We start from the raw sequence: 25,302 nt of genomic DNA on the forward strand, positions 1-25,302 counted from the left end.
GCCACTCGCCGCGTGCGGAAGTCGCGGGGAGTGTGACGTGTGCCCGGTTACCGACGGGTCACATGGGGCCAGCGAGCCGCGAGCGCTGCCGGGCCCAGGGCCTCGCCGCGCGAGACGGCGAGGTGCGGGCCACGTAGAGCCGGGACGCACCGGCCACGAGCGGATGGCGGTCGGAGGCCCTGAGCGCCTTCTTCTGCAGCCAGAAGCCGCCGGCCCGGAGCTGGCTGCCCACCACCTCGGAGACGGCTGGCAGGCGCCCCTCCTGTGCCATGAACTCCTTGCGGTAGCGGCGGAAGAGCCGACCGTGGTCGAGGGCGAGCGACAGCAGCGCCTGCTGCGTCGCGTCGAGCAGCTCGGCATCCGTCACGTCGTCGAGCTCGCGCTCGGGAGGCGCCGTGCACTCCGGGACGAGGTCGGCGAGGTCGCCGTGGACCTCCACACCGCGCTGCTCCAGCTCTGCGACCAGCCTCTCCCCCTGGGCGCGCGCCCAGGCCTGGTGCTCGGCGGGCAGCTCCAGGGGGCGCGAGGTCGTCCCAGCGAGCCGGGCCCGGATGCCGGCCTCGATCACGAACCGGTGTTGTGTGGCGTTCAGCCGTCCCGCCAGCGAACCGTTGAGCCGGCGCACCGCCTCCAGCTCGGCGGCGCCCAGGGAGACGTTGCGCATCGTGGTCCGGTGCGGTGGGCGCCAGGTCTCGGGCAGGTCGGCCGCCCGGGCGAAGCGGTCGAGCAGTGTCGCCCCGGGGGCGCCACGGGGTGGGACGGTGACCAGCCGGATCTGCTCCATCGGCACGGCCGTGGCCCACGTGTCCACGACACGGAGCAGGTCATGTCGCCAGTGGAACGAGATGCCGTCGCTCGGCGGTGCACCGGGCTCGCCCCGCACGGACGCCACGAAGTCGCGCCAGCTGGTGCAGCCGCCGTTGACGATCGTCTGCTGCCACGCCGAGACCACCGTGCGTGCCGGGTCGCGCGCGCCCACGACGACGAAGACCCGGTGCCCGCGGAGCGACCGCACCAGCCGGCGCACGTGTCGGGGCCTGGCGAGCGAGAGCTCCTCCTCGGACACGACGACCGCGCGACCGTCGTGCGCGTCGACCAGGTCGAGGAGACGCCGGAGCGCTCCGGCCGCCTCCCCGCGCTCCTCGCCCCCGACCCGTTGGCCGAGGAGGTCGTAGGCCGCCAGCCGCTGGGCACGCGAGCCACCCGGGAAGAGGACACCCTCGGCCGCGAGCTGCTCGGCGGTGGCGCCGAGGGCACCCTGGATCGTGGTGGTCCCGGTCTTGTACAGCCCCACGTGGAGGAAGACGTCCGTCATGGTCGTCACCGTAGGAATCGTGCCTCGTCAACGTCATGGGGCGCCAGACCCAAGGAACCCGGGAACTCGTGTCGCTGTGCTGCCGACCTCGGGTCGCGAGGTGTCCGTCACAGGTCCACCCGTCGCCCACTGCACCCGGGCAGGCCTATCCTGCGCTGCATGAGTGGCCTCAAGGAGCCCCAGGAGTTCGAGCCCCAGGAGGGCGCGCTCCGACTGGCCCCCGACGACGACGTGCACGACGCCTCGGCCTGGGAGGCGGCGACCGCCGCGGTCCTGCGCAAGGCTCGCAGGCTGGGCGAGGACGACCCCGACTCGGCCGTGTGGGAGGCGCTCGCGCGCACGACCCTGGACGGCATCGAGGTCCCCCCGATCGGCCAGGCTGCCGACCTCGACGGGCGCGTCACCAGCGGGCGACCGGGGCGCGTCGGCGCCTGGGACGTGCGCACACCCCTGGAGGGTGGTGACGCCAAGGAGGTCAACGAGGCGGCCCTCGTCGACCTGGACAACGGTGCGACCTCGCTCCACCTCGAGCTCGAGCCGGGCACCGACCTGGCGGTCGCGCTGAGGGGCGTCCTGCTCGACCTCGCCCCGGTGAGCCTGGGCCGACCCGACCCTGAGGTGTCCGAGGCCCTTGCCGCGTTGCTGGACGCAGCCGCCGGCGACCCGCACCCGGCCAACAACCTCTCCGCCGACCCGGCCACCGCCCAGGCGTTCGGCGACCCCGACGACGCCCGGGCGTCCGAGGAGGCCTTCGTCCGGACCGTTCGTCGCGCCCAGGCCCTGGGCGTGCTCGGCGGTGTCGTCGACGGCACCGCGCTGCACGACCGCGGGGCCAGCGACGCCCAGGAGCTCGGCTGGACCATGGCCGTGGGCGTCCACTACCTGCGGCTCCTCACCCGGGCCGGGCTCTCCGTCGACGAGGCCGCCGGCCTGCTGGAGTTCCGTTACGCCGCGACCGACGAGCAGTTCCCGACGATCGCCAAGCTGCGTGCCGCGCGCCGCCTGTGGGCGCGGGTGCTGGAGGCCTCCGGAGCGGGCCAGGTGCCGCAGCGCCAGCACGTGGTGACCAGTCGCCCGATGATGGGCAGGTACGACCCCTGGGTCAACATGCTGCGCAGCACGGTCGCCGCCTTCGCTGCGGGGGCCGGCGGCGCCGACGTCGTGACCGTCGTGCCGTTCGACGAGCGCCTGGGCCGGCCTGACGCCTTCGGCCGCCGCATCGCACGCAACACCTCCTCGCTGCTCATCGAGGAGTCCCACGTGGCCGTGGTCACCGACCCGGCCGGCGGCTCCTACGCCGTCGAGAGGCTCACCGACGAGCTGGCCGTGGCCGGTTGGGCCGAGCTGGGCCGCATCGAGTCCGACGGAGGGTTCGGCGAGCAGGCGCTCGCCGGGGTCGAGCAGCGCGTCCAGCAGGTCGTCGACCGGCGCAACGCGGGCATCGCCGACCGCTCGCGGCCCCTCACCGGGATCTCCGAGTTCCCACATCTCGGCGAGACGCTGCCCGAGAGGGCGCCCGCGCCGGAGCGCGACGTGCGGCACTACGCGGCGCCCTACGAGCAGATGCGTGCCGAGCCGGCCGAGCACCCGGTCTTCCTCGCCACCATGGGCTCCATCGCGGCGCACACCGCGCGCGCCACCTTCGTCTCCAACCTGTTCGCCGCGGGCGGGGTGACCGTCGAGGTGGCCGGTGCCACCGACGGCCCTGACGCGGTCCTCGCGCAGTACGCCGGCCAGCGCGTCGTCTGCCTCGCCGGCACCGACGCCGCCTACGACGAGTGGGGCGCCGACCTGGTGGCCGCGCTGCGCTCGGCCGGGGCGTCGTACGTCGTCCTGGCGGGCAAGCCGGGCGGGCGCAGCGGGATCGCGGTCGAGGGCGACGACGCTGTTGATGATTGGGCTGCCCTGGGGGTGGACGCCCTGGCCTTCCTGGGCCGTATCCGAGAGGAGCTCAGCCGATGAGCATTCCCGAGAACTTCGCCGAGGTGGAGCTGGGTCTCAGGACACCGCTTCGTCCTTCCTCGACCAGCGGTGGCAGTGATGCAGGGGAGTCGTGGCACAGCCCCGAGGGGATCGAGGTCAAGGCGGCCTACGACGCCGGCGACCTCGACGGCCTGGACGCGCTGGAGACCTGGCCCGGGCTGGCGCCGTTCCTCCGCGGCCCCTACCCGACGATGTACACCACCCAGCCGTGGACGATCCGGCAGTACGCCGGCTTCTCCACCGCGGAGGAGTCGAACGCCTTCTACCGCCGCAACCTCGCCGCCGGCCAGAAGGGGCTGAGCGTCGCCTTCGACCTCGCCACCCACCGCGGCTACGACTCCGACCACCCCAGGGTTCGCGGAGACGTCGGCATGGCGGGCGTGGCGATCGACTCGATCTACGACACGCGCACACTGTTCGACGGCATCCCGCTCGACACGATGAGCGTGTCGATGACCATGAACGGCGCCGTGCTGCCGGTCATGGCGCTCTACATCGCGGCGGCCGAGGAGCAGGGCGTCAAGCCCGAGCAGCTGGCGGGGACCATCCAGAACGACATCCTCAAGGAGTTCATGGTCCGCAACACCTACATCTACCCGCCCAAGCCGAGCATGCGGATCATCAGCGACATCTTCTCCTACACCTCGCAGAACATGCCGCGCTTCAACTCCATCTCGATCTCCGGCTACCACATGCAGGAGGCCGGGGCGACGGCCGACCTCGAGCTCGCCTACACGCTCGCCGACGGGGTGGAGTACATCCGTGCGGGGCTCGACGCGGGTCTGACGATCGACCAGTTCGCCCCGCGGCTGAGCTTCTTCTGGGCCATCGGGATGAACTTCTTCATGGAGGTCGCCAAGATGCGCGCGGCCCGCGCGCTCTGGTCGCGACTGGTCGGGGACTTCGACCCGCAGAACCCCAAGTCGCGCTCGCTGCGCACCCACAGCCAGACCTCGGGCTGGTCGCTGACCGCGCAGGACGTCTTCAACAACGTCGGCCGCACGTGCATCGAGGCGATGGCCGCCACCCAGGGCCACACGCAGTCGCTGCACACCAACGCCCTCGACGAGGCGATCGCGCTGCCGACCGACTTCTCCGCCCGCATCGCACGCAACACCCAGCTGCTGCTCCAGCAGGAGAGCCGCACGACCGAGATCATCGACCCCTGGGCGGGCTCCTACTACGTGGAGAAGCTCACCCACGACCTCGCCGAGCGTGCGTGGGCGCACATCCAGGAGGCGGAGGCCGCAGGCGGCATGGCCGCCGCCATCGAGCAGGGCATTCCCAAGATGCGCATCGAGGAGGCGGCCGCCCGCACCCAGGCGCGCATCGACTCCGGTCAGCAGAAGGTCATCGGCGTCAACACCTACCGGCTTCCCGTGGAGGACAAGCTCGACGTCCTGCGGGTCGACAACGACGACGTCTACCGCCAGCAGGTCGCCAAGCTGGAGCGGCTGCGTGCCGAGCGCGACGACGACGCCGTCGCCGAGGCGCTGGCGGCGCTGACGGGTGCGGCCGAGAAGGGCACCGGCAACCTGCTCGAGCTCGCGGTCGACGCCGCGCGCGCCAAGGCCACGGTCGGCGAGATCTCCGACGCCATGGAGAAGCCGTGGGGGCGCCACCAGGCCGTGATCCGTACGATCACCGGCGTGTACCGCGACGAGGCAGGCGCCACCGGGAACGACAAGGTCGCCCAGGTCCTGCGAGCCACCGAGGAGTTCGAGGCCGAGGAGGGCCGCCGGCCGCGCATCCTCGTCGCCAAGATGGGCCAGGACGGTCACGACCGTGGGCAGAAGGTCGTGGTGACCGCCTTCGCCGACCTCGGGTTCGACGTCGACGTGGGCCCGCTCTTCTCCACGCCCGAGGAGGTCGCCCAGCAGGCGGTCGACGCCGACGTGCACATCGTCGGCGTCTCGTCGCTGGCAGCCGGCCACCTGACGCTGCTGCCGGCGCTGCGCCGGGCGCTCGCCGACCAGGGCCGCCCCGACATCATGGTCGTCATCGGCGGGGTGATCCCGCCCGACGACGTGCCGACGCTGCACGAGATGGGCGCAGCCGCGGTGTTCCTGCCCGGCACGGTCATCGCCGACTCGGCGCTGGACCTGCTGGCGCGCCTGCGGGAACAGCACGCCGGCTGATGGCCCGTGCCGTGGACGTCGCGGCGCTGGTCGAGGGCATCCGCTCCGGCCGGCGCGCGGCGGTCTCGCGCGCGATCACCCTCGTGGAGTCGTCGCGTCCCGACCACCGGCAGGCCGCGCGCGAGCTGCTGACCGAGCTCGCCACCCCGGTGGTCGAGGAAGGACGAAGCGGTGTCACGAGACCCCTGGCGACCCGCGTCGGCATCTCCGGGGTCCCCGGCGTCGGGAAGTCCACCTTCATCGAGTCGCTCGGCACCCGCCTGACCGCCGCGGGGCACCACGTCGGCGTGCTCGCCGTCGACCCGTCGAGCGTCCGGACCGGCGGATCGGTCCTCGGCGACAAGACGCGGATGGCGGCCCTCGCCACCGATCCCCGTGCCTTCATCCGGCCCTCACCCTCGGCCGGCACCCTCGGCGGCGTCGCACGGGCGACCAGCCAGGCGATGCAGGTCCTCGAGGCGGCGTCGTACGACGTCGTGCTCGTCGAGACGGTCGGCGTCGGCCAGTCCGAGATCACCGTGGCCGGCATGGTCGACACCTTCCTCTTCCTCACCCTCGCCCGCACCGGCGACCAGCTGCAGGGCATCAAGAAGGGCATCCTCGAGATCGCGGACGTGCTCGCGGTCAACAAGGCCGACGAACAGCACGAGGGCGAGGCCCGGGTCGCGGCGCGCGAGCTCGCCGGGGCACTCCGCCTGGTGCGCGGCAAGGGAGAGTGGGCACCGCCGGTCACGACCTGCTCAGGGCTCACCGGCGACGGTGTGGACGACGTCTGGGAGCGGGTCCTCGCGCACCGCGAGCACCTCGGCGAGGCGGGGCTGGCCCGCAAGCGCGCCGAGCAGCAGCTCGACTTCACCTGGGCGCTGGTGCGCGACGAGCTCGACCAACGGTTGAGGTCGTCGGCGGCCGTGGCCGCGATCAGGGACGAGGTGCGGGCCGCGGTGCTGTCGGGCGAGCTGCCCGCTGCACTGGCCGCCGACCGGATTCTGGAGGCCTACGACTCGCCCAGCAACTAGGCTAGTCAGGACATGCCTGACCATCCTGCCTCCTCCCTGATCGCCGACGTCGTCGAGAAGTACTCCGACGACCTCATCTCCCTCCGCCGCGACCTGCACGCGCACCCCGAGCTCAGCTGGGCCGAGTCACGCACCACCGAGTGCGTCGTGACCCACCTGGAAGACACCGGGTGGGACGTCACGGCCCTCGACGGTGGAGGGGTGATCGCCGACCTGGGGGAGGGAGAGCGCTTGGTGGCGCTGCGCGCCGACCTCGACGCGCTCCCGGTGGACGACCTGACCACCGACCCCTGGAAGAGCACCGTCCCCGGTGTCGCCCACGCGTGCGGTCACGACGTGCACACCAGCGCGCTCGTCGGAGCCGGGCTGGCTCTCTCCGAGGTGGCCTCGCACGGCCTGCTCCGCGGCCGCGTGCGGCTGCTGTTCCAGCCTGCCGAGGAGGTCATGCCGGGTGGTGCCCTCCACCTGCTGGGCGCGGGCGCCCTCGACGGCGTCGACCACGTCTTCGGGCTGCACTGCGACCCCAGTCTCGACGTGGGTCGCCTCGGCCTGCGCGAGGGACCGCTCACGGGCGCTGCGGACACCCTCAGCGTCCGGGTGGTCGGCAAGGGCGGTCACACCAGCCGTCCCCACCTCACCGAGGACCTCACCTTCGCGCTCGGCAAGCTCATCACCGAGCTCCCGGCCATCCTCAGCAGGCGGCTGGACCCGCGCGCCGGGGTCAGCGTCGTGTGGGGCGTCGTACGCGCCGGCTCGGCGCCGAACGTCATCCCCCACTCAGGGATGGTCTCCGGCACCGTGCGCATGCTGGACGCGGTCGCCTGGGCCGACGCCGAGCACCTGGTCCGCCAGATGGTCACCCAGATCGTGTCTCCCTACGGCGTCAACGCCGAGGTGATCTACCAGCGTGGCGTGCCGCCCGTGGTCAACGGCCCGTCGTCCACCCCGCTGCTCGGGGCCGCGGTCGAGAGCGTCCTCGGCCCGCACGGCCACGTCCCCACCAGCCAGAGCCTGGGCGGGGAGGACTTCGGCTGGTACCTCGACCGCGTCCCCGGCGCCATGGCGCGCCTGGGCACCCGCACGCCCGGCGGACCGACCTACGACCTCCACCAGGGCAACCTGCGCATCGACGAGGCCGCCACGGGCATCGGGGCGCGCGTGATGGCGCAGGTCGCCGTCACGGCGCTCGACGCAGAGCCCCCTCACTCCTTGCGGTAGGGGATCCCGTCGGCCGCGGGGGGTCGCGAGCGGCCGACCAGGCCGGCCACGGCGAAGATCGTCACGACGTAGGGCAACATCAGCATGAACTCGCTCGGCACCGGCGAGCCCAGGACCTTCAGCACGCCCTGGAGGTTGCTGGCGAAGCCGAACAGCAGCGCGGCCAGCGTGGCGCGGATGGGGTCCCACTTGCCGAAGATGACCGCTGCCAGGGCGATGTAGCCCGCACCACCGGTCATCTCGCGGTTGAACCCGGACACCGACACCAGGCTGAAGTAGGCGCCACCCAGACCAGCGATCGCGCCGGCGAGGAGGATGGTGCGGTAGCGCGTGCGGTTGACCTTGATGCCGACCGTGTCGGCGGCCATGGGGTGCTCACCGACCGCACGGACCCGTAGCCCCCACCGCGTGCGGTAGAGCGCGAACGCGACCAGCGCCACGATGCCGTAGAGCAGGTAGACCAGCGGGGTCTGGCGGAAGAGCACCGGACCGATCAGGGGGATGTCGCCGAGGACGGGGATCGGTATCACCGACAGCCGGTCGGGGGAGTTGAGCGAGGCGGCGTTGGGGGTCAGCACCTGCCGGAAGAAGAAGTTGGTCAGGCCCACGACCAGGACGTTGAGCACCACGCCCACGATCACCTGGTCGACGTAGTAGGTGATGGCGAAGAGGCCCAGCACCAGGGCGATCAGCGCACCCGCCACCATGGCGGCGATCAGCCCGGCCCACGGTGATCCCGTGGTCGAGGCGGTGATCGCCGCGGCGAAGGCCCCGAAGAGCAGCTGGCCCTCGATCGCGATGTTGACCACGCCGGCACGCTCGCCGAGCACGCCGCCCAGGGCGCCGAAGACGAGGGGGACGGCCAGGGCGATCGCGCTCGCGAACAGGCTGACCACCGACAGGCGACCCCCGATGGCCGCCCAGCAGAGGAAGCCGGCCATCCACGCGAAGGCGAAGACGGCCAGCACCCACGCCGGGGTCGGCCGGGTGCGGGTGTAGGCGAGCACCGACAGGCCGGCCATGACTGCACAGACGATGAGCAGCACCCATGCCGAGACCATGCCGGGGAGGACGACGTCGGGCAGCTGGACGAAGTCGCTGTCCCGCGCCAGGCGGAAGGTGGTGTCACCGGACTTGCCGCGGCGCAGCAGGATGATCGCCAGGGCGAGCGTCAGCACCCCCACGATGATCGGGGTCTTCTTGCTGACCATCGGGACCAGGGCGGGGCTCCCGGCGAGCCCGGGCGCAGGAGCCGCGGGGGTCTCGGTCGTGGTGGTCACTTGGCCTCCTTGGAGGGGAGCCGGAAGATCGCGCGCACCAGTGGCGGCGCCGCGAGGAACAGCACGATCAGGGACTGCACGACCAGGACCAGGTCGACGGAGATGTTCTCCGAGGTCTGCATGGTGAAGCCACCGGCCTTGAGGGCGCCGAAGAGGAGGCCCGCGGCGAGGATGCCGAGCGGCCGCGACCGGCCCAGGAGGGCGACGGTGATGGCGTCGAAGCCGATGCCGGCGTCGAGGTCCGGGGTGACGCCGCTGGTCGTCGTCCCGAGGGTCTGGTTGACCCCGGCCAGACCCACGAGCGCACCGGCGATGAGCATCACCGTGACGTAGGTGCGGCCGACGTCGATGCCTGCGACCCGGGCCGCGGTCGGGCTCTCGCCGACGGCACGGATGCGGTAGCCGAGGGTGGACCTGTTCATGACCCACCACATGACGGCGACGGCGACGATGGCCAGGAGGAAGCCGAGATGGAGGTTGAACCGGTCGCCCAGGAGGTCGGGCAGGATCGCGGTGTCCTTCATCGGCAACGACTTGGGGTTGGCCGAGCCCGGAGTCTGCAGCAGGTAGGACTGCTTGAGGGCCCACAGCACGAGGTAGTAGGCCACCCAGTTGAGCATGATCGTGGTGATCACCTCGTGGGCGCCCGTGCGCGCCTTGAGCAGGCCGGCGAGGCCGCCCCACAGGGCGGCGACGGCCATGCCGACGACGATGGCCAGGGGCAGGTGGACGATCATCGGCAGGTCGAGCTTGAACCCGACGTAGCCGGCCGCCGCGCCGGCGAGGAGCATCTGGCCGCGTCCGCCGATGTTGAACAGGCCTGCGCGGAACCCGATCCCCACCCCGAGCCCGGCCGCGATGAGGGGGCCGGAGTACTTCAGGGTCTCGGTGAGCGGACGGATCTGGGTGGCGAAGTCGTCCACCCGGTCGTTGTAGACCGCGCCGCGGAACAGGGCCGTGTAGGCGCCCCAGACGGCCTCCCACACAGCGGCGAAGAAGTCGGTCGGCGCGGCGAAGAGGTAGCCGGCGCTCTCGCGCACCGCGTCGTCGGTGGCGGCGATCATGACCGAGCCCACCAGCACCGAGAGGAACACGGCGAGGAACCCGGCCGTGATGTCGCCGGCTGCGATCTGCCGCAGCAACGACGGGGACTTGTCGGGACCCTTCTCCTCCGGCTCCTCGGCCGGGGCCGGGGTGGGCTGCTGGTCCGTCACGGACTCGTTCACGCGACCACGTCCTTGGGGCGTTCGCCGGTCATCATCAGGCCCAGGGTCTCGCGCGGGGTGTCGCCTGGCACGATGCCGACGATCTTGCCTCGGTAGAGGACCATGATGCGGTCCGCGAGGGCGGCCACCTCGTCGAGCTCGGTGGAGACCACCAGGACGGGGACGCCGCGGTCGCGGGTGGCCACGATCTGCTTGTGGATGAACTCGATGGACCCGACGTCGACACCGCGGGTGGGCTGCGCGGCGATGAGCAGCCGCAGGTCGCGGGACAGCTCGCGCGCCACGACCACCTTCTGCTGGTTGCCGCCCGACAGCTCGCCCGCCTCGCTGTCGATGTCGCGGGCGCGGACGTCGTACTCCTTGAGCTTCTCGTCGGCGAACTCGCGGAGCACGTCGAAGCGCACGGCGCCACGGCGCACGAACGGCGACTTGAAGCTGCGGTTGAGCATGAGGTTCTCGGCGATGGTGAAGCTCGACACGAGGCCGTCGACCTGCCGGTCCTCGGGGATGAACCCGACCCCGGCGTCGAGGACCTTGCGCACGGACCTGCCTCGCAGCTCCTTGCCGTCGAGCCGGATCGAGCCGGTGACGTGGTCCTGCAGGCCCATGATCGCCTCGGTGAGCTCGGTCTGGCCGTTGCCCTGGACGCCCGCCACGGCCAGGATCTCCCCGGCTCGGACGGTGAAGCTGATGTCGTCGACGTTCACGTGCCCGGCTGCGTCGACGACCCGCAGGTCCTCGACGACGAAGGCGTCCTCGCCGAGCTGGGCCTCCCCCTTGTGCACGACGAGCTCCACGGGACGGCCGACCATCAACGAGGCGAGCTCGGCGTTGGTGGCCTTGGGGTCGGCCTCGCCAACGACCTTGCCGAGGCGGATGACGGTGATCCGGTCGGCCACGGCCCGGACCTCGCGCAGCTTGTGGGTGATGAAGACGATGGCCTTGCCGGCCTCCTTGAGCTGGCGCATGATCTCCATCAGCTCGTCGGTCTCCTGGGGCGTCAGGACCGCCGTGGGCTCGTCGAAGACCAGCAGCTCGGCGTCGCGGGAGAGCGCCTTGATGATCTCGACCCGCTGCTGCACACCGACCGGCAGGTCCTCGACGAGGGCGTCGGGGTCGATGTGGAAGCCGAAGCGCTCGGAGATCTCCCGGACCCGCTCCCGGGCGGCGGCGAGGTCGAGGGTGCCGGCGAACCCGGTCGCCTCGTGGCCGAGCATGACGTTCTCGCTGACGCTGAAGACCGGGATGAGCATGAAGTGCTGGTGCACCATGCCGATGCCGGCCTCCATCGCGTCACCGGGACCCGTGAAGTGCTGCACCTCGCCGTCGAGCAGGATCTCGCCCTCGTCGGCGGGGTAGAGGCCGTAGAGGACGTTCATCAGGGTCGACTTGCCGGCGCCGTTCTCCCCGAGGAGGCAGTGGATCTCTCCGGGCTCGACAGTCAGGGAGATTCGATTCGTGGCCACCACGCTGCCGAAACGCTTGGTGATGCCACGCAACTCGAGCTTCATGGGATCGCATCCTTGCACGAGCATGACTCGCAGAAGACATGGACAGGTGCGTGAGGGGAGGCCGACGAGTGTCGACCTCCCCTCACACGAGAGCTGGTGCTACTGGTTGAGGTAGGACGTCACCGGGATGGAGCCGTCGATGATGCCGGCCTTGACCTCGTCGAGCTCGCTCTGGAGCGACTCGGAGACCTGGTCCTCGAAGTTGTGGAACGGGGCGATGCCCACGCCGTCGTTCTCGAGGGTGCCGACGTAGGGCTCGAAGTCGAAGTTGTCCTCACCGGCGGCCTTGACGGCCTCGTAGGTGGAGACCTTCATGCCCTTGAGGATCGAGGTGAGCACGACCTCCTGGGTGTTGGGGTCCGTCTCGTAGAGGTCGGCGTCGACACCGATCATCGCGATGTCCTTGCCGGAGTCCTCGATCGCGGTGAGCGCACCCTCGTAGATGGGTCCGCCGACCGGCAGGATGACGTCGACGTCCTGGTCGATGATCTGCTTGGCGGTGTTGGTGGCCGCCTCGTTGGCCTCGAAGCCACCGGTGAAGGAGCCGTCCTTGCCGTTCCAGCCGACGACCTTGACGTCCTTGCCCTTCTCCTCGGCGTAGTACTCGGCGCCCTGCTTGAAGCCGTCCATGAAGATCGTCACGGTCGGGAACGGCATGCCGCCGTAGGTGCCGATCTTGCCGGTCTTGCTGAAGTCGGCCGCCGCGTAGCCGGCGAGGAACGCAGCCTGCGCGGTGTCGTAGAGGAGCGGCTTGATGTTGGGCTGGTCGGCCTTGCCGTCGAAGGTCTGGCCGTCCTCGCCGCCGTCGGCGGAGTCGTCGATCAGGACGTACTCGATGTCGGGGTTGGCCGCAGCGGACTCCTTGGTCGCCGCAGCGAGGGCGAAGCCCACCGTCACGATGACGTCGCAACCCTCGGCCACGAGGCTCTCGAGGTTGGGCGCGTAGTCGTTCTCGCTGTTGGACTCCACGGGCTTCAGCTCGACACCGAACTCGTCGGCCGCCTGCTTGGCGCCCTCGTAGCCGAGCTGGTTGAACGACTTGTCGTCGAACCCGCCAGCGTCGGACACGATGCACGGCAGGAAGTCGCTCGCTGCGGGCTCGTTGCCACCGTTCGCCTCGTCTGCCGGCTCTTCGCCACATGCGGCCAGGGTCGCGCTCGCCAGCAGGGCTACGAGACCCCCGACGACGACCTTCCTCGTGTTCCTCACAGATGCCTCCAAGATCAGCCGCCCCCGGGGTGGAGGCGTGCTACTGCTGCATGATGCCGTCATACGGCGGTGTGCGTCACCAGTCTCCCCAGATCGCTACCGTGTTGAGACATTTGGCGGGAATTGGTCCCGAAGGAGGTGACCTTGGGCCCTTGCCGGTCGCTGGGGATCTGAGCGTGGCCCATACTGACGCGCGTGGACCAAGAGCGATGGGATGACCTGAAGGTGGCGGCCACCGAGGTGGCTGCGCGAGCCTACGCCCCTTACAGCAACTACCGCGTCGGCGCTGCGGCGCTGGCCGACGACGGCCGGCTCCTGGTGGGCTGCAACGTCGAGAACGCGGCGTACGGCGTCACGCTCTGTGCCGAGTGCGGGCTCGTGAGCCAGCTGCACGCGACGGGCGGCGGCCGGCTGACTCACTTCGTGTGCGTCGACGGCGCAGGCGAGGTGATCATGCCGTGCGGTCGCTGCCGACAGCTGCTCTTCGAGCACGGTGGCAGGGACCTGCAGATGATGACCGTCTCCGGCCTGCGCTCCATGGCAGAGGTCCTGCCGGACGCGTTCGGCCCCGATGACCTGGCGACGTTCGCGGGACGGACGGACGCGTGAGCCGCCACGACGCGGTCGAGGTCATCACCGCCAAGCGCGACCGCGGTGAGCTGAGCGACAGCCAGATCGACTGGGTGATCGACGCCTACACCCGCGGCGAGGTGGCCGACGAGCAGATGGCGGCACTGGCCATGGCGATCCTCCTCAACGGCATGGTGCCGCGCGAGATCGCCCGGTGGACCGCAGCCATGATCGCCTCGGGGGAGCGGATGGACTTCTCCGGGCTCTCCCGTCCCACGGCCGACAAGCACTCCACGGGTGGCGTGGGCGACAAGATCACGCTCCCGCTGGCTCCGCTGGTGGCCGCGTGCGGCGTCGCCGTGCCCCAGCTGTCAGGGCGAGGACTCGGGCACACCGGCGGCACCCTCGACAAGCTCGAGTCGATCCCCGGCTGGCGGGCGAGCCTCACCAACGCCGAGATGCTGGCCCAGCTCGAGGACGTCGGCGCAGTCATCTGCGCCGCGGGCGACGGCCTGGCGCCGGCCGACAAGAAGCTCTATGCCCTGCGCGACGTGACTGGCACCGTCGAGGCCATCCCGCTGATCGCGAGCTCGATCATGTCCAAGAAGATCGCCGAGGGCACCGGCGCCCTGGTCCTCGACGTCAAGGTCGGCACCGGCGCCTTCATGAAGGACGAGGCGCGGGCCCGTGAGCTCGCCGAGACGATGGTCGCCCTCGGCCAGGACGCGGGCGTCCGCACCGTCGCCCTCCTCACCGACATGAGCACCCCGCTCGGACTGACCGCCGGCAACGCGATCGAGGTGGCCGAGTCGGTGGAGGTGCTGGCCGGAGGTGGGCCAGCCGACGTGGTCGAGCTCACCGTGGCGCTGGCCCGGGAGATGCTCGCCGGAGCCGGCGTCACCGACGTCGACCCCGCCGAGAGGCTCGCCGACGGCTCCGCGATGGACGCCTGGAACGCCATGGTCCGGGCCCAGGGAGGCGACCCGGAGGCCCCGCTGCCCCAGGCGAAGGAGTCGCACGTCGTCCGCGCCGACGCATCCGGCACCCTCACCCGCCTCGACGCGATGGCGGTCGGCCTGGCCGCCTGGCGCCTCGGGGCGGGCCGGGCTCGCAAGGAGGACCCCGTGCAGGCGGGCGCCGGAGTCGTGTGGCACGCCAGGCCGGGCGACGAGGTCACCCAGGGCGAGCCGCTCTTCACCCTCCTCACCGACGAGCCGGAGCGCTTCGAGCGCGCCCTCAGCACATTGGAGGACGGGTACGACATCGACGACGCCGCGTCGTACACCCCGGCCCCCCTGGTCATCGACCGGATCGGCTGAGGAGCCTCAGGCGAGCAGCAGGACCACGTGCGCGGCCACGCACGCCGGCTTGGGTTGGCCCTCGATCTCCACCGTGTGCTCGACGGTGAGCTGCTTGCCTGCCGGAAGCTCCTTGATCTCGCTGAACCGCACGTGCGAGCGCAGCCGGCTGCCCACGGGGACCGGGCTGGGGAAGCGGACCTTGTCGAGGCCGTAGTTCAGCTTGGCGCCCGGGGTCTCCAGGGTGAAGACCTGCGAGGCGAAGTGGGGGAGGAGGCTGAGCGTGAGGAAGCCGTGGGCGATGGTCGTGCCGAACGGGCCGGCGGCCGCCGCCTCGGTGTCCACGTGGATCCACTGGTGGTCGAGGGTCGCGTCGGCGAAGGCGTCGATGCGGGCCTGGTCGACCTCGAACCACTCGCTGGTGCCGATGTCGGTGCCGGCCGCCTCGGCGACCTCGTCGAGACTGGTGAAGGTGCGCATGGGCCAGCACCCTACGGGCTGACAGGATGTGGCTGTGACCCTCCCGACCCGCGACCAGGTGCACGCGGCACCCAAGGTGCTGCTGCACGACCACCTCGACGGCGGGCTGCGGCCCGCGACCATGGTCGAGCTGGCAGCCGAGTGCGGCCACCAGCTGCCCGAGAGCGACCCCGAGGCGCTGCACCGCTGGTTCGTCGACTCGGCCGACTCCGGAAGCCTGGTGCGCTACCTCGAGACGTTCGACCACACCGTCGCCGTGATGCAGACCGCCCCCGCGCTGACACGGGTCGCACGCGAGTGCGTGGAGGACCTGGCCGCTGACGGGGTGGTCTACGCAGAGGTCCGCTACGCGCCCGAGCAGCACCTCGACGGCGGGCTGACGCTCGACGAGGTCGTCGCGGCCGTGCAGGAGGGGTTCGAGACCGCCACCGCAGCGGCCGGGGGACGCATCGTCGTACGCCAGATCCTCACCGCGATGCGCCACCAGGCCAGGTCGATGGAGATCGCCGAGCTCGCGGTGTCTTGGCGCGACCGCGGGGTCGCCGGGTTCGACATCGCCGGCGCCGAGGAGGGCTTCCCGCCCACCCGTCACCTCGACGCGTTCGAGTACCTCCAGCGCGAGAACTCCCACTTCACGATCCACGCCGGCGAGGCGTTCGGGCTGCCCTCCATCTGGCAGGCGATCCAGTGGTGCGGCGCCGACCGGCTCGGCCACGGCGTGCGGATCATCGACGACATCACGGTCGGCGAGGACGGCTCGGTCGAGCTGGGCCGGCTCGCCTCCTACGTGCGTGACAAGCGGATCCCGCTCGAGCTGTGCCCGGCGTCCAACGTCCAGACCGGTGCGGCCGCCTCAATCGCCGAGCACCCGATCGGCCTGCTCACCGAGCTGCGGTTCCGGGTGACGGTCAACACCGACAACCGCCTGATGTCGGGGACGTCGATGACGCAGGAGATGTTCGACCTGGTCGAGGCCTTCGGCTACGGCCTCGCGGACCTGCGCTGGTTCACCATCAACGCGATGAAGTCGGCGTTCCTTCCCTTCGACGAGCGCCTCGCCCTCATCGACGGGGTCATCAAGCCGGGGTACGCCGCACTCATGGGTGACTGACCGCCTCAGCTGGGCGCGAGCGTGATCCACGGCCTGTCCCAGCCGGCCAGCTGCAGCGGCCCGCTGGTCCAGCGCTCACGTGCGACCAGCCGGACGTTGCCGACGGCGGGCTCATAGGTCCACGCGCCCTCGTCGGTGGCCTCCAGCACCAGCACGACGTGTCGCGGGCACAGCCGGTCGCCGATGTAGACCGCCACAGGGAGCCGCTGAGTGGCGGTACGGACGTAGCGCCACGCGTCGTGGCGGACCGGCGTGGGGTGGGAGCTGTAGTCGACTCCCGTGATGAGTCGCAGCTCGCGCGCCGCTGCCCACGGGGCCGTCCCGATGGCGCGCAGCCACGGGACCTGGAGCGAGCCCGCCCGGTCGACCAGCGAGGTGATCCTTCGGTGGGCCCGGAGCACCTCGCGGGAGAACGTCGCCTGGTCGGGGATGCTGGCCGCCACCTCGGGGCTGGAGGCGCGCGCGGCCACCACGAGGCAGGCTGCGCCGCACGACCTGCGGTCGGGCTGGACGAGCCTCACAGCCGTGCACCCAGTGCTGCGAAGGCCTGGTCGGGCGTCGCCGGTCGGCAGCCCTGGGCCACGGCGTGGGCCACGATCCGTCGCTGGTCCCGGAGCAGGGCGATGCCGCGGAGCACCAGCACCAGCGGAGGCTTGCGGTGCTCCCGCAGGTCTCTGGTGAGGCGGCGCCAGAACGTGACCACCGGGTGCTGGGTGATGCAGAAGGCGGCCGCGAGCAGCCCCAGCCGCTCACAGTCGGCGACCACCTCCGGTGCGAAGATCCCCTCGGCCACGACACGGTCCGCCCCAGCGAGCTCGAGGCGACGCGTGCCGCGGCGGCTGTTGAGGGCGATCTCGTAGACGGGCACCTCGACCGCGCCGGTGGTGCACAGCTCGTGCAGCGCGCGGACGGCCTCGTCGTGGGACCACGAGGCCGGGTCGTCCCAGTCGACCATGCCGGCGTTTGGGCCGTGGGTGATCCTGGGCAGGCCAGGGTCGTCACCTTGCCGGTAGAAGTCGTCCAGGCGTAGGACCGGGTGGCCGAGGCGCTCGGCGAGGCGGGACTTGCCGGCCCCGCTGGGACCGGCCAGCACGACCACCTGTGCGTGTGTCACGCGTCTGTCTCATTTCCGCTGTTCCGCCCCGCAGGGCGCGTCAGGACACTAATCTCACCGAGACCACCAAGCTTGATCGTTCCACGTTGGAGGACGAAATGAGTCACTACGACTCGAACACCCCTGCGCCCGAGGGCTCGGCCGGCGCCAGCGCCGAGCGGTCCGGGCTCACCCAGAACGTGCCCCTGCTCGTGGGGCTCGCCCTGTTGCTCGTCGCCGGAGTCATCGCATTCTTCGTGCTCGGCGGCGAGGACGACGGCGCGGCCTCCGACTGCGTGGCCGAGGAGGTGCGGCTCACCACCGCCCCCGCCATGGAGGAGCTCGTCAAGGAGGGGGTCAAGGCCTTCGAGGCCGAGGAGTCCTGCCTCGACGTCAAGCTGACCGTCGGCACCGTGAGCGACGTCGTGGCGCTGCTCAACGACCCCGACGCCGAGATGCCCGAGCTCTGGGTGCCCGACAGCCCGACGTGGAAGGGCCAGCTGGCTGCCGCCGGCTGGGCCGGCACGCCGATCGTCGATGTCGTCGCCCAGACGCCGGTGGGTCTGGCCGGTGGCCCGGTCGCCAAGACGCCCGCATCATGGGCCGAGGTCCTCGCAGGCGGCAAGCTGAGCGTGGCCGACCCCAGCTCCAACGGTGCCTCCGCGCTCGCCCTGCTGGCGCCCTACGCCGAGTCCAAGCAGACCGGGCGCACGGAGCAGGAGATCAAGGACCTCACCGTCCCGGTCGCCCAGAGCTACGGGGAGGCGGCCGGTGAGGACGGTACCGGTGCTGCAGACCTCCAGGCGATCACCGCCTCCAGCACCCAGCTCGTCCCCGTGACGGAGCAGGGCTACCTCGCCGCTCGACGCAGCAACGACCAGCTGACCCTGGTGGCCCCGCGCACCGGCGTGCCGATGCTGCAGTTCCCGATCATCGACGTCGGTCGGGCAGGCATCGACGTCAACAACACCGGGCGCGACGTGTCCGCCCGTGTGGGACGCGGTCTGGCGCACTGGTTCTCCTCGGGCGAGGGCCAGGCAGCCGTCACTGCGGCGGAGTTCCGCCTCCCCGACGCCAAGGCGCTCACCGGCGGAGTGGGCCTCGGTGCTTCCAAGGTGCTGCCTGTCGTCGACCAGAAGACCACCGACAACACCATGCGGGAGTGGCGAGTCCTCGCCGTGCCGTCCAGCATCCTGGCGCTGGTCGACCTGTCCGGCTCCATGAAGCAGCAGATCGGCAACATCTCCCGCGTGCAGCTGGCCACGAACGCGGCGCTGCTCGCGCTCGACAACCTGCCTGCCAACGCCCGGATCGGGACGTGGGGCTTCTCCAAGAACCGTGGTGAGAACAACGCCGCGTGGGAGGAGTTCGTCCCGATGCGCCCGCTGAACGAAGAGGTCGACGGTGGCCTCCAGCGAGACCTGCTCGCCTCCGACTCCGCAAAGATGGCCAGCCGCGTGCGCGGTGCCACCGCGGTGCTCGACGCGACGCTGGCGGCCTACAAGACGGCACAGGCGGAGTGGGACGCGGCCTGGTTCAACTCGGTGGTCATCTTCACCGACGGGGCGAGCGACGACACCAGCTCGATGAACATCGACGCGCTGGTCAAGCAGCTGGAGAACCTCCGCGACCCGAGCAAGCCCGTCAAGGTCGTCGTCATCGGTATCTCGCAGGACGCCGACACCCCCGAGCTCGCCCAGATCGCGAAGGCGACCGGTGGCCAGAACTACCTGGTGACCGACCCCGACGACATGCTCGGAGTGCTCGCCTCGGCGATGCTCAACCGCTGACACTCGCCGTACGCAACAGGGATGGACTTCCACTCGTCAGAGTGGAAGTCCATCCCTGTTGCCATGTGTCCACGCTGAGGCCCTGATGAAGTTCCACTCGTCGGAGTGGAAGTTCAGCAGGGGACACTCAGCAGGCGGTCAGACCCCGATCGGGTGCCAGACGGTCTTGGTCTCGAGGAACGCGGTCATCCGGTCCAGGTCGGGCTCGGCGAGCCAGTCGGTGCCGGGGGCGGGGCGTCGTACGCGCTTGAGGTTGTCGGCAGCGGCGACCTCGAGGTCTCGCGCCAGCGCGTCGTCGTCGACGCCGGTGAGGTCGATGCCGTTGACGTCCATGTGGGAGGCCAGCCATGGCGCGATCTCGGAGACGGAGCCGGTCAGCACGTTGACGACACCGCCGGGCAGGTCGCTGGTGGCCATCACCTCGCCGAGGGTGATCGCGGTGAGCGGGTGCGCCTCGCTGGCGATGACCACGACGGTGTTGCCGGTGATGATCAGCGGCGCGACGACGCTCACGAGGCCGAGCAGCGGGCCCCGTGGGGCGACCACCGCGACGACCCCGCTGGGCTCGGGCGTGGACAGGTTGAAGAACGGGCCGGCGACTGGGTTGGCGTTGCCGACGACCTGGGTGATCTTGTCGGCCCACCCGGCGTACCAGACGAGGCGGTCGATCGCCGCGTCGACGTAGGTGCGCGCCTTGACCGCGGTCACGCCCTCGCTGGCGCGCAGCTCGGCCTCGAACTGCTCACGGCGGCCTTCGAGCACCTCGGCGATCCGGTAGACGACCTGGCCGCGGTTGTAGGCGGTCCTGCCCGACCAGCCGGGGAACGCCTTGCGTGCGGCCTGTACGGCGTCTCGGGCGTCCTTGCGGGAGGCCTGGGCCGCGTTGGCGAGCAGCCGTCCCTTGGCGTCGTTGACGACGTAGGAGCGGCCCGACTCCGAGCGGGGGAACTGCCCGCCGATGTAGAGCTTGTAGGTCTTCCGGACATCAATGCGTGTCGATGGCATCAGGCGTCGGTTCCCTTCAGGTAGCCCTCGAGGCCGTGGCGGCCGCCCTCGCGTCCGTAGCCGGACTCCTTGTAGCCGCCGAACGGCGAAGTGGGGTCGAACTTGTTGAAGGTGTTGGCCCAGACCACGCCGGCACGGAGCTGGTTGGCGATGGAGAGGATCCTGGATCCCTTGTCGGTCCACACCCCGGCCGAGAGGCCGTAGGGGGTGTTGTTGGCCTTCTCGACGGCTTCGGCCGGCGTCCGGAAGGTGAGCACCGACAGGACGGGCCCGAAGATCTCCTCACGGGCGATCCGGTGGGCCTGGGAGACCCCGGTGAAGAGGGTCGGGGGGAACCAGAACCCCTTGGTGGGCAGGTCGCAGGCGACCTCCCAGCGCTCGGCGCCCTCGGCGTCGCCGACACCGGCGAGCTCGCGGATGCGCTTGAGCTGCTCACCGGAGTTGATGGCGCCGATGTCGGTGTTCTTGTCGAGCGGGTCACCCATCCGCAGGGTCGACATGCGGCGCTTGAGGCGGTCCATGACCTCCTCGGCGACGGACTCCTGCACCAGCAGCCGCGATCCCGCGCAGCACACGTGGCCCTGGTTGAAGAAGATGCCCCCGACGATCCCCTCGACCGCCTGGTCGATGGGGGCGTCGTCGAAGACGATGTTGGCGGCCTTGCCGCCGAGCTCGAGGGTGACCTTCTTGCGGCTGCCGGCCACCGCCTTGGCGATCGCGCGACCGACATCGGTCGAGCCGGTGAAGGCGACCTTGTCGACGTCGTCGTGGGAGACCAGCGCATGACCCGTCGCGCCGGCACCGGTGACGATGTTGACCACGCCGGGGGGCAGGTCGGCCTGCTGGCAGATCTCGGCGAAGAGCAGCGCCGTCAGCGGGGTGGTCTCCGCCGGTTTGAGCACGACGGTGTTGCCGCAGGCCAGCGCCGGGGCGATCTTCCAGGCCAGCATCAGGAGCGGGAAGTTCCACGGGATGACCTGGCCGGCGACGCCGAGGGGGGTGTCGCCGAAGCCGGAGTACTTCAGCTTGTCGGCCCAGCCCGCGTAGTAGAAGAAGTGGGCCGCCGCGGTGGGGACGTCGAAGTCGCGGGCCTCCTTGATCGGCTTGCCGTTGTCGATCGACTCGAGAACCGCGATCTCGCGGGCGCGCTCCTGCATGATGCGGGCGATGCGGAAGAGGTACTTGCCGCGCTCGGCGCCCGACATCCGCGACCACACCCGCGTGTAGGCACGCCTGGCGGCCCTGACGGCCGTGTCCACGTCGGACTCGCTGGCCTCGGCCACCTCGGAGAGGACCTCCTCGGTGGCGGGGTTGATGGTCTTGAAGGACTGTCCCTGCCCGTCGACGAAGTCGCCGTCGATGAAGAGCCCGTAGGACGGCTTGATGTCGACGACCGCCCGTGACTCGGGAGCCGGGGCGTACTCGAATGCGTTGGCCATGGTGATCAGTCCAGGGTGAAGTAGTCGGGACCGGAGTAGCGACCGGTCGTCATCTTGGTGCGCTGCATGAGCAGGTCGTTCAGGAGCGTGGAGGCGCCGAAGCGGAACCAGTCCGGGTCGAGCCAGTCGGGGCCGGTCACCTCGTTGACCATCACGAGGTACTTGATGGCGTCCTTGGCGGTGCGGATCCCGCCGGCAGGCTTGACGCCGACCATCTGCCCGGTGACGTCGCGGAAGTCACGGACCGCCTCGAGCATCACGAGGGTCACCGGGAGGGTGGCCGCCGGCTGCACCTTGCCGGTGGAGGTCTTGATGAAGTGGCCGCCGGCCATCATCGCCAGCCAGCTCGCACGACGGACGTTGTCGTAGGTCTGGAGCTCTCCGGTCTCGAAGATGACCTTCAGGTGCGCCGGGCCACAGGCCTCCTTGACGGCGACGATCTCCTCGAAGACCTGGAGGTAGCGGCCCGAGAGGAACGCGCCGCGGTCGATCACCATGTCGATCTCGTCGGCGCCCGCCTCGACGGCGTCGCGGGTGTCGGCGAGCTTGATGTCGAGGGCCGCACGGCCGCTCGGGAATGCGGTCGCGACGGCGGCGACGTGCACGCCGCTGTCACCCAGCGTCTGCTTGGCGACCGGCACCATGTCGGGGTAGACGCACACGGCCGCGGTCGGCGGGCACGTCGGGTCGGCAGGGTCCGGACGCATGGCCTTGGCCGAGAGCGCCTTGACCTTGCCGGGGGTGTCGGCACCCTCGAGGGTGGTCAGGTCGACCATGCGGATCGCGAGGTCGAGCGCGTAGGCCTTCGCCGTGGTCTTGATCGAGCGGGTGCCGAGGCCGGCGGCGCGAGCTTCGGCACCGACCTGGTCGACCCCGGGGAGGCCATGGAGGAACCGACGGAGCGAGGCGTCGGAGCTGGCGACGTCGGCGAGCATCCCGCCATCCGCCGCCGGAGCTGCGCTCGCCGTTGAGCGTGCAGTGGGCGTCACCTCCCCAGCATAGGGTTGGCCGGGTCGAGGTGAGCAAACGTGACGGACGATGCGAGGAGGCCCGAGCGGGTGGGCGAGCGCGTGACGGAGAGGTTCGAGCCGACGAGCGGACGCGTGGGCGGAGCGCTGGCGCTGCTCGTCGCCGCGGTCGTCGTCGTTGCCGGTGTGGTGGAGATCGACCGAGGCTTCCCGCCCTGGGGGATCGCGTCCGGTGTCCTGCTCGGCGTCCTGGCGTGGGCGTCGGTGCTGCGCCCGGCACTGTGGGTCGAGGACAGCACGTTGGTGATGCGCAACCTCTTCGAGACCGTGCGGGTCCCTCTCGCCGCCATCGAGCGGGTGGAGGTCAGGCAGGTGCTCTACGTGCGCGTCCGCGACCGCCGCCTGGCCTCGAGCGTGGTGGGGCGGCCCCTGCGCAAGATCGCGCGCTCCGCCCGTGGTCGTGGCGCTGCCGAGCAGGCACCTCGCCAGGTCGACTACGCCGACATCGTGGAGGACCGCCTTTGCACGCTCGCCACCGAGGCCGGGTCCGCCTCGGGTGCGCCCGACGACGGCGTACGACGCGAGCCGGCGTGGCTGCCCATCGGCCTCGTGGCCGCCTCCGCCCTGGCGCTCGTGATCACGATCGTGGGCTAGAGGCCCGCGGCAGCCCTCACGTCGGCGGCGATCGCGTCGAGCCTGGCCACCGCGGAGATCCGGGCGGCGTCGACACCGTCGTCGGGGTCGACCGGCACCACGACCTCGAGGTAGCACTTCACCTTGGGCTCGGTGCCGCTCGGACGCACGATCACCCGGCCTCCCTCGGCGAGGGTGAAGCGCAGGCCGTCGGTGGGGGGCAGGCCCCCGTCGCCCCGGGCTAGGTCGTCGAGCCGCTCGACGGCCAGTCCACCCAGGGTCTCGGGCGGGGTGGCGCGGAGCCGTTGCATCGTCGCGGCGATCTCGGCGAGGTCGTCGAACCGCACGCTGACCTGGTCGGTCGCGTGCAGGCCGTGCTCGTGCGCGATGTCGTCGAGCAGGTCGGTGAGACCTCGACCCTCGGCCTTCGCCGCGGCGGCCAGCTCGCACACCAGCAGCAGGGCGGAGACACCGTCCTTGTCCCTGACGTGCTCGGGGTCGCAGCAGTAGCCGAGCGCCTCCTCGTAGCCGAAAGCGAGGCCCTCGACCCGTCCGATCCACTTGAAGCCGGTCAGCGTCTCCTCGTGGGGCTGGCCCGCGGCACGCGCCATCTTGCCCAGGAGGCTGGAGGAGACGATGGAGTTGGCGTAGGTGCCGGTGTGGCCCCGGGCCAGCAGGTGGTGGGCCAGCAGTGCCCCGACCTCGTCGCCGCGCAGCATCCGCCAGCCGTGCGGTCCGGGGACAGCCACGGCGCAACGGTCGGCGTCGGGGTCGTTCGCCACGACGATGTCGGCGTCGCGCTCGGCGGCGAGGGCCATCGCCAGGTCCATGGCGCCGGGCTCCTCGGGGTTCGGGAAGGCGACCGTCGGGAACAGCGGGTCGGGCTGCTCCTGCTGCTCGACGACGTACGGCGCGTCGAAGCCCGCGGTCTCGAGCACCTGGCTCACCGTCGCACCGCCCACGCCGTGGAGCGGGGTGTAGACGATCGTGAGGTCGCGCGGCCCGTCGCCGGCCAGGTCGGCGACCGTGTCGAGGTAGCGGTCGATCAGCTCCTCGCCGACGACCTTGCCGGCGTTGCCCCGTGGCACCTCCGCCAGGGCTCCGACGCGCGCGATCCGGTCGGCGATCTCGATGTCGGCCGGGGGAACGATCTGGCTGCCGTCACCGAGGTAGACCTTGTAGCCGTTGTCCTCGGGCGGGTTGTGGCTGGCGGTGACCATGACGCCGGCCGCGCAGCCGAGCTCGCGGATGGCGTAGGCGAGCACCGGAGTGGGCAGGGGCCGGGGCATCACGAGGGCCTTGAACCCGGCGCCGGTCATCACCTCTGCGGTGTCGCGCGCGAACACCTCGGAGTTGTGGCGGGCGTCGAAGCCGATCACCACGCTGCCGCCTCCGTGACCGGAGTCCTGCAGGTATGACGCCAGCCCGGCCGCCGCACGGGTGACCACCACCCGGTTCATGCGGTTGGGCCCGGCGCCCAGGGCGCCGCGCAACCCGGCCGTCCCGAACGCGAGGGGGCCGGCGAAGCGGTCGGCCAGGTCGGTCTCGGCTCCCCCCTCCGCGGAGGCGATGAGCTGCTCGAGCTCGGTCCTGGTCTGCTCGTCGGGGTCCTCGGCTGCCCATGCGCGAGCGCGGTCGAGGAGCGCCCCGGGGTCGACTGCTGTCATGGCGCCGACGGTAGCGGCTCTCGGGGCGTCGCCGTGAGTCGCGCAGTCAACGGGGGCCGACCAGGAGCGCCACCAGCTCGGTGGTGGCGAGCAGTGCCACCGCGACCGACAGAACTGCGGGGGCGCGGCCACCCCGCGGGGGCCGCGGCGAGGACTTCCGGCGATAGCGCGTGCTCGCCTCGAGCACGAGCCACAGAGCCAGGCCCAGGGCCGTGCCGAGCAGCACCAGGGCCAGCGGGCCCACCGCGTCGAACGTCAGGCGCGCCATCACCGCTGCCCCTGCGACCACAGCCAGGGCCGTGCGCTGCCACGCCAGCGCGGTGCGCTCGTCGGCCAGTCCGGACTGATCCAT

Annotated in this window: 22 protein-coding genes; 9 read left to right on the plus strand and 13 right to left on the minus strand. The window is 71.1% G+C overall.

Translation table 11 applies throughout. From position 1 onward, the window contains the following. Positions 1-58: 58 nt before the first annotated feature. Positions 59-1,315, minus strand: coding sequence for a hypothetical protein (locus EXE58_RS12635; protein ID WP_135268224.1), 1,257 nt, complete (start codon positions 1,313-1,315; stop codon positions 59-61). A 159-nt stretch (positions 1,316-1,474) separates the two neighbouring features. On the opposite strand from EXE58_RS12635, the gene EXE58_RS12640 reads away from it, so the two are divergent. From EXE58_RS12640 to EXE58_RS12655, 4 genes are read left to right on the plus strand one after another with little or no spacing between them, the layout of a single operon-like run. Further along, positions 1,475-3,277, plus strand: coding sequence for a methylmalonyl-CoA mutase family protein (locus EXE58_RS12640; RefSeq protein WP_135268225.1), 1,803 nt, complete (start codon positions 1,475-1,477; stop codon positions 3,275-3,277). After that, complete coding sequence (scpA, locus tag EXE58_RS12645; protein ID WP_135268226.1) at positions 3,274-5,436, plus strand: methylmalonyl-CoA mutase; 2,163 nt, start codon at positions 3,274-3,276, stop codon at positions 5,434-5,436. The genes EXE58_RS12640 and scpA overlap by 4 nt, the downstream gene beginning before the upstream one ends. Next, the gene (gene meaB / locus EXE58_RS12650; RefSeq protein ID WP_135268227.1) at positions 5,436-6,452 is read left to right on the plus strand and encodes a methylmalonyl Co-A mutase-associated GTPase MeaB; all 1,017 of its coding nucleotides are present in this window, start codon (positions 5,436-5,438) and stop codon (positions 6,450-6,452) included. The genes scpA and meaB overlap by 1 nt, the downstream gene beginning before the upstream one ends. A gap of 12 nt (positions 6,453-6,464) precedes the next feature. Continuing rightward, a complete protein-coding gene (locus EXE58_RS12655; RefSeq protein WP_135268228.1) occupies positions 6,465-7,670 on the plus strand; it encodes an amidohydrolase in 1,206 nt (401 codons plus the stop codon). On the opposite strand, the gene EXE58_RS12660 is transcribed toward EXE58_RS12655, so the two are convergent. From EXE58_RS12660 to EXE58_RS12675, 4 genes are all read right to left on the minus strand, one after another. After that, positions 7,655-8,950, minus strand: coding sequence for an ABC transporter permease (locus EXE58_RS12660; RefSeq protein ID WP_244242200.1), 1,296 nt, complete (start codon positions 8,948-8,950; stop codon positions 7,655-7,657). The genes EXE58_RS12655 and EXE58_RS12660 overlap by 16 nt on opposite strands. Beyond that, positions 8,947-10,176 (minus strand): ABC transporter permease, encoded by a 1,230-nt coding sequence (locus EXE58_RS12665; RefSeq protein WP_244242201.1) that lies wholly within the window; start codon positions 10,174-10,176, stop codon positions 8,947-8,949. The genes EXE58_RS12660 and EXE58_RS12665 overlap by 4 nt, the downstream gene beginning before the upstream one ends. Then, a complete protein-coding gene (locus tag EXE58_RS12670) occupies positions 10,173-11,687 on the minus strand; it encodes an ABC transporter ATP-binding protein (RefSeq protein ID WP_135268229.1) in 1,515 nt (504 codons plus the stop codon). The genes EXE58_RS12665 and EXE58_RS12670 overlap by 4 nt, the downstream gene beginning before the upstream one ends. 99 nt (positions 11,688-11,786) lie before the next feature. After that, entirely contained in the window at positions 11,787-12,896 is a 1,110-nt protein-coding gene (locus EXE58_RS12675; protein WP_244242202.1) for a BMP family lipoprotein, read from the minus strand. A 195-nt stretch (positions 12,897-13,091) separates the two neighbouring features. Between EXE58_RS12675 and EXE58_RS12680 the strand changes: the two genes are divergently transcribed. Then, on the plus strand, positions 13,092-13,505 hold the full coding sequence (locus tag EXE58_RS12680) for a cytidine deaminase (RefSeq protein ID WP_244242203.1): 414 nt from the start codon (positions 13,092-13,094) through the stop codon (positions 13,503-13,505). After that, the gene (locus tag EXE58_RS12685) at positions 13,502-14,785 is read left to right on the plus strand and encodes a thymidine phosphorylase (RefSeq protein ID WP_135268232.1); all 1,284 of its coding nucleotides are present in this window, start codon (positions 13,502-13,504) and stop codon (positions 14,783-14,785) included. The genes EXE58_RS12680 and EXE58_RS12685 overlap by 4 nt, the downstream gene beginning before the upstream one ends. A gap of 6 nt (positions 14,786-14,791) precedes the next feature. Here the strand turns inward: EXE58_RS12685 and EXE58_RS12690 are convergent, their stop codons facing one another. Continuing rightward, complete coding sequence (locus tag EXE58_RS12690) at positions 14,792-15,244, minus strand: MaoC family dehydratase (protein WP_135268233.1); 453 nt, start codon at positions 15,242-15,244, stop codon at positions 14,792-14,794. A gap of 34 nt (positions 15,245-15,278) precedes the next feature. On the opposite strand from EXE58_RS12690, the gene EXE58_RS12695 reads away from it, so the two are divergent. Beyond that, on the plus strand, positions 15,279-16,355 hold the full coding sequence (locus EXE58_RS12695) for an adenosine deaminase (protein WP_244242204.1): 1,077 nt from the start codon (positions 15,279-15,281) through the stop codon (positions 16,353-16,355). 5 nt (positions 16,356-16,360) lie between these two features. On the opposite strand, the gene EXE58_RS12700 is transcribed toward EXE58_RS12695, so the two are convergent. Together EXE58_RS12700 and EXE58_RS12705 are read right to left on the minus strand one after the other, a co-directional pair. Next, entirely contained in the window at positions 16,361-16,876 is a 516-nt protein-coding gene (locus tag EXE58_RS12700; protein ID WP_135268235.1) for a hypothetical protein, read from the minus strand. Beyond that, the gene (locus tag EXE58_RS12705) at positions 16,873-17,469 is read right to left on the minus strand and encodes a nucleoside/nucleotide kinase family protein (RefSeq protein ID WP_135268236.1); all 597 of its coding nucleotides are present in this window, start codon (positions 17,467-17,469) and stop codon (positions 16,873-16,875) included. Before EXE58_RS12705 ends, EXE58_RS12700 begins: the two co-directional genes overlap by 4 nt. Positions 17,470-17,567: 98 nt before the next feature. Between EXE58_RS12705 and EXE58_RS12710 the strand changes: the two genes are divergently transcribed. Next, positions 17,568-19,238 (plus strand): substrate-binding domain-containing protein, encoded by a 1,671-nt coding sequence (locus EXE58_RS12710; protein ID WP_135268237.1) that lies wholly within the window; start codon positions 17,568-17,570, stop codon positions 19,236-19,238. 138 nt (positions 19,239-19,376) lie between these two features. Here the strand turns inward: EXE58_RS12710 and EXE58_RS12715 are convergent, their stop codons facing one another. The 3 genes from EXE58_RS12715 to deoC are packed head-to-tail and all read right to left on the minus strand — an operon-like array spanning position 19,377 to position 22,671. Beyond that, complete coding sequence (locus EXE58_RS12715) at positions 19,377-20,243, minus strand: aldehyde dehydrogenase family protein (RefSeq protein ID WP_135268238.1); 867 nt, start codon at positions 20,241-20,243, stop codon at positions 19,377-19,379. Beyond that, the gene (locus EXE58_RS12720; RefSeq protein WP_135268239.1) at positions 20,243-21,682 is read right to left on the minus strand and encodes an aldehyde dehydrogenase family protein; all 1,440 of its coding nucleotides are present in this window, start codon (positions 21,680-21,682) and stop codon (positions 20,243-20,245) included. The genes EXE58_RS12715 and EXE58_RS12720 overlap by 1 nt, the downstream gene beginning before the upstream one ends. 5 nt (positions 21,683-21,687) lie before the next feature. Further along, positions 21,688-22,671: a deoxyribose-phosphate aldolase gene (gene deoC, locus EXE58_RS12725; protein WP_244242205.1), complete on the minus strand. Its 984-nt coding sequence runs from the start codon at positions 22,669-22,671 to the stop codon at positions 21,688-21,690. A gap of 39 nt (positions 22,672-22,710) precedes the next feature. Between deoC and EXE58_RS12730 the strand changes: the two genes are divergently transcribed. Further along, entirely contained in the window at positions 22,711-23,304 is a 594-nt protein-coding gene (locus EXE58_RS12730) for a hypothetical protein (protein WP_135268240.1), read from the plus strand. Here the strand turns inward: EXE58_RS12730 and EXE58_RS12735 are convergent. Both EXE58_RS12735 and EXE58_RS12740 read right to left on the minus strand, forming a co-directional pair. Continuing rightward, the gene (locus tag EXE58_RS12735; RefSeq protein ID WP_135268241.1) at positions 23,301-24,950 is read right to left on the minus strand and encodes a phospho-sugar mutase; all 1,650 of its coding nucleotides are present in this window, start codon (positions 24,948-24,950) and stop codon (positions 23,301-23,303) included. The genes EXE58_RS12730 and EXE58_RS12735 overlap by 4 nt on opposite strands. 46 nt (positions 24,951-24,996) lie before the next feature. Further along, positions 24,997-25,302 (minus strand): DUF202 domain-containing protein, encoded by a 306-nt coding sequence (locus EXE58_RS12740; protein WP_135268242.1) that lies wholly within the window; start codon positions 25,300-25,302, stop codon positions 24,997-24,999.

This window comes from Nocardioides seonyuensis (genome assembly GCF_004683965.1).
GTDB classification, from domain to species: Bacteria; Actinomycetota; Actinomycetes; order Propionibacteriales; family Nocardioidaceae; genus Nocardioides; species Nocardioides seonyuensis.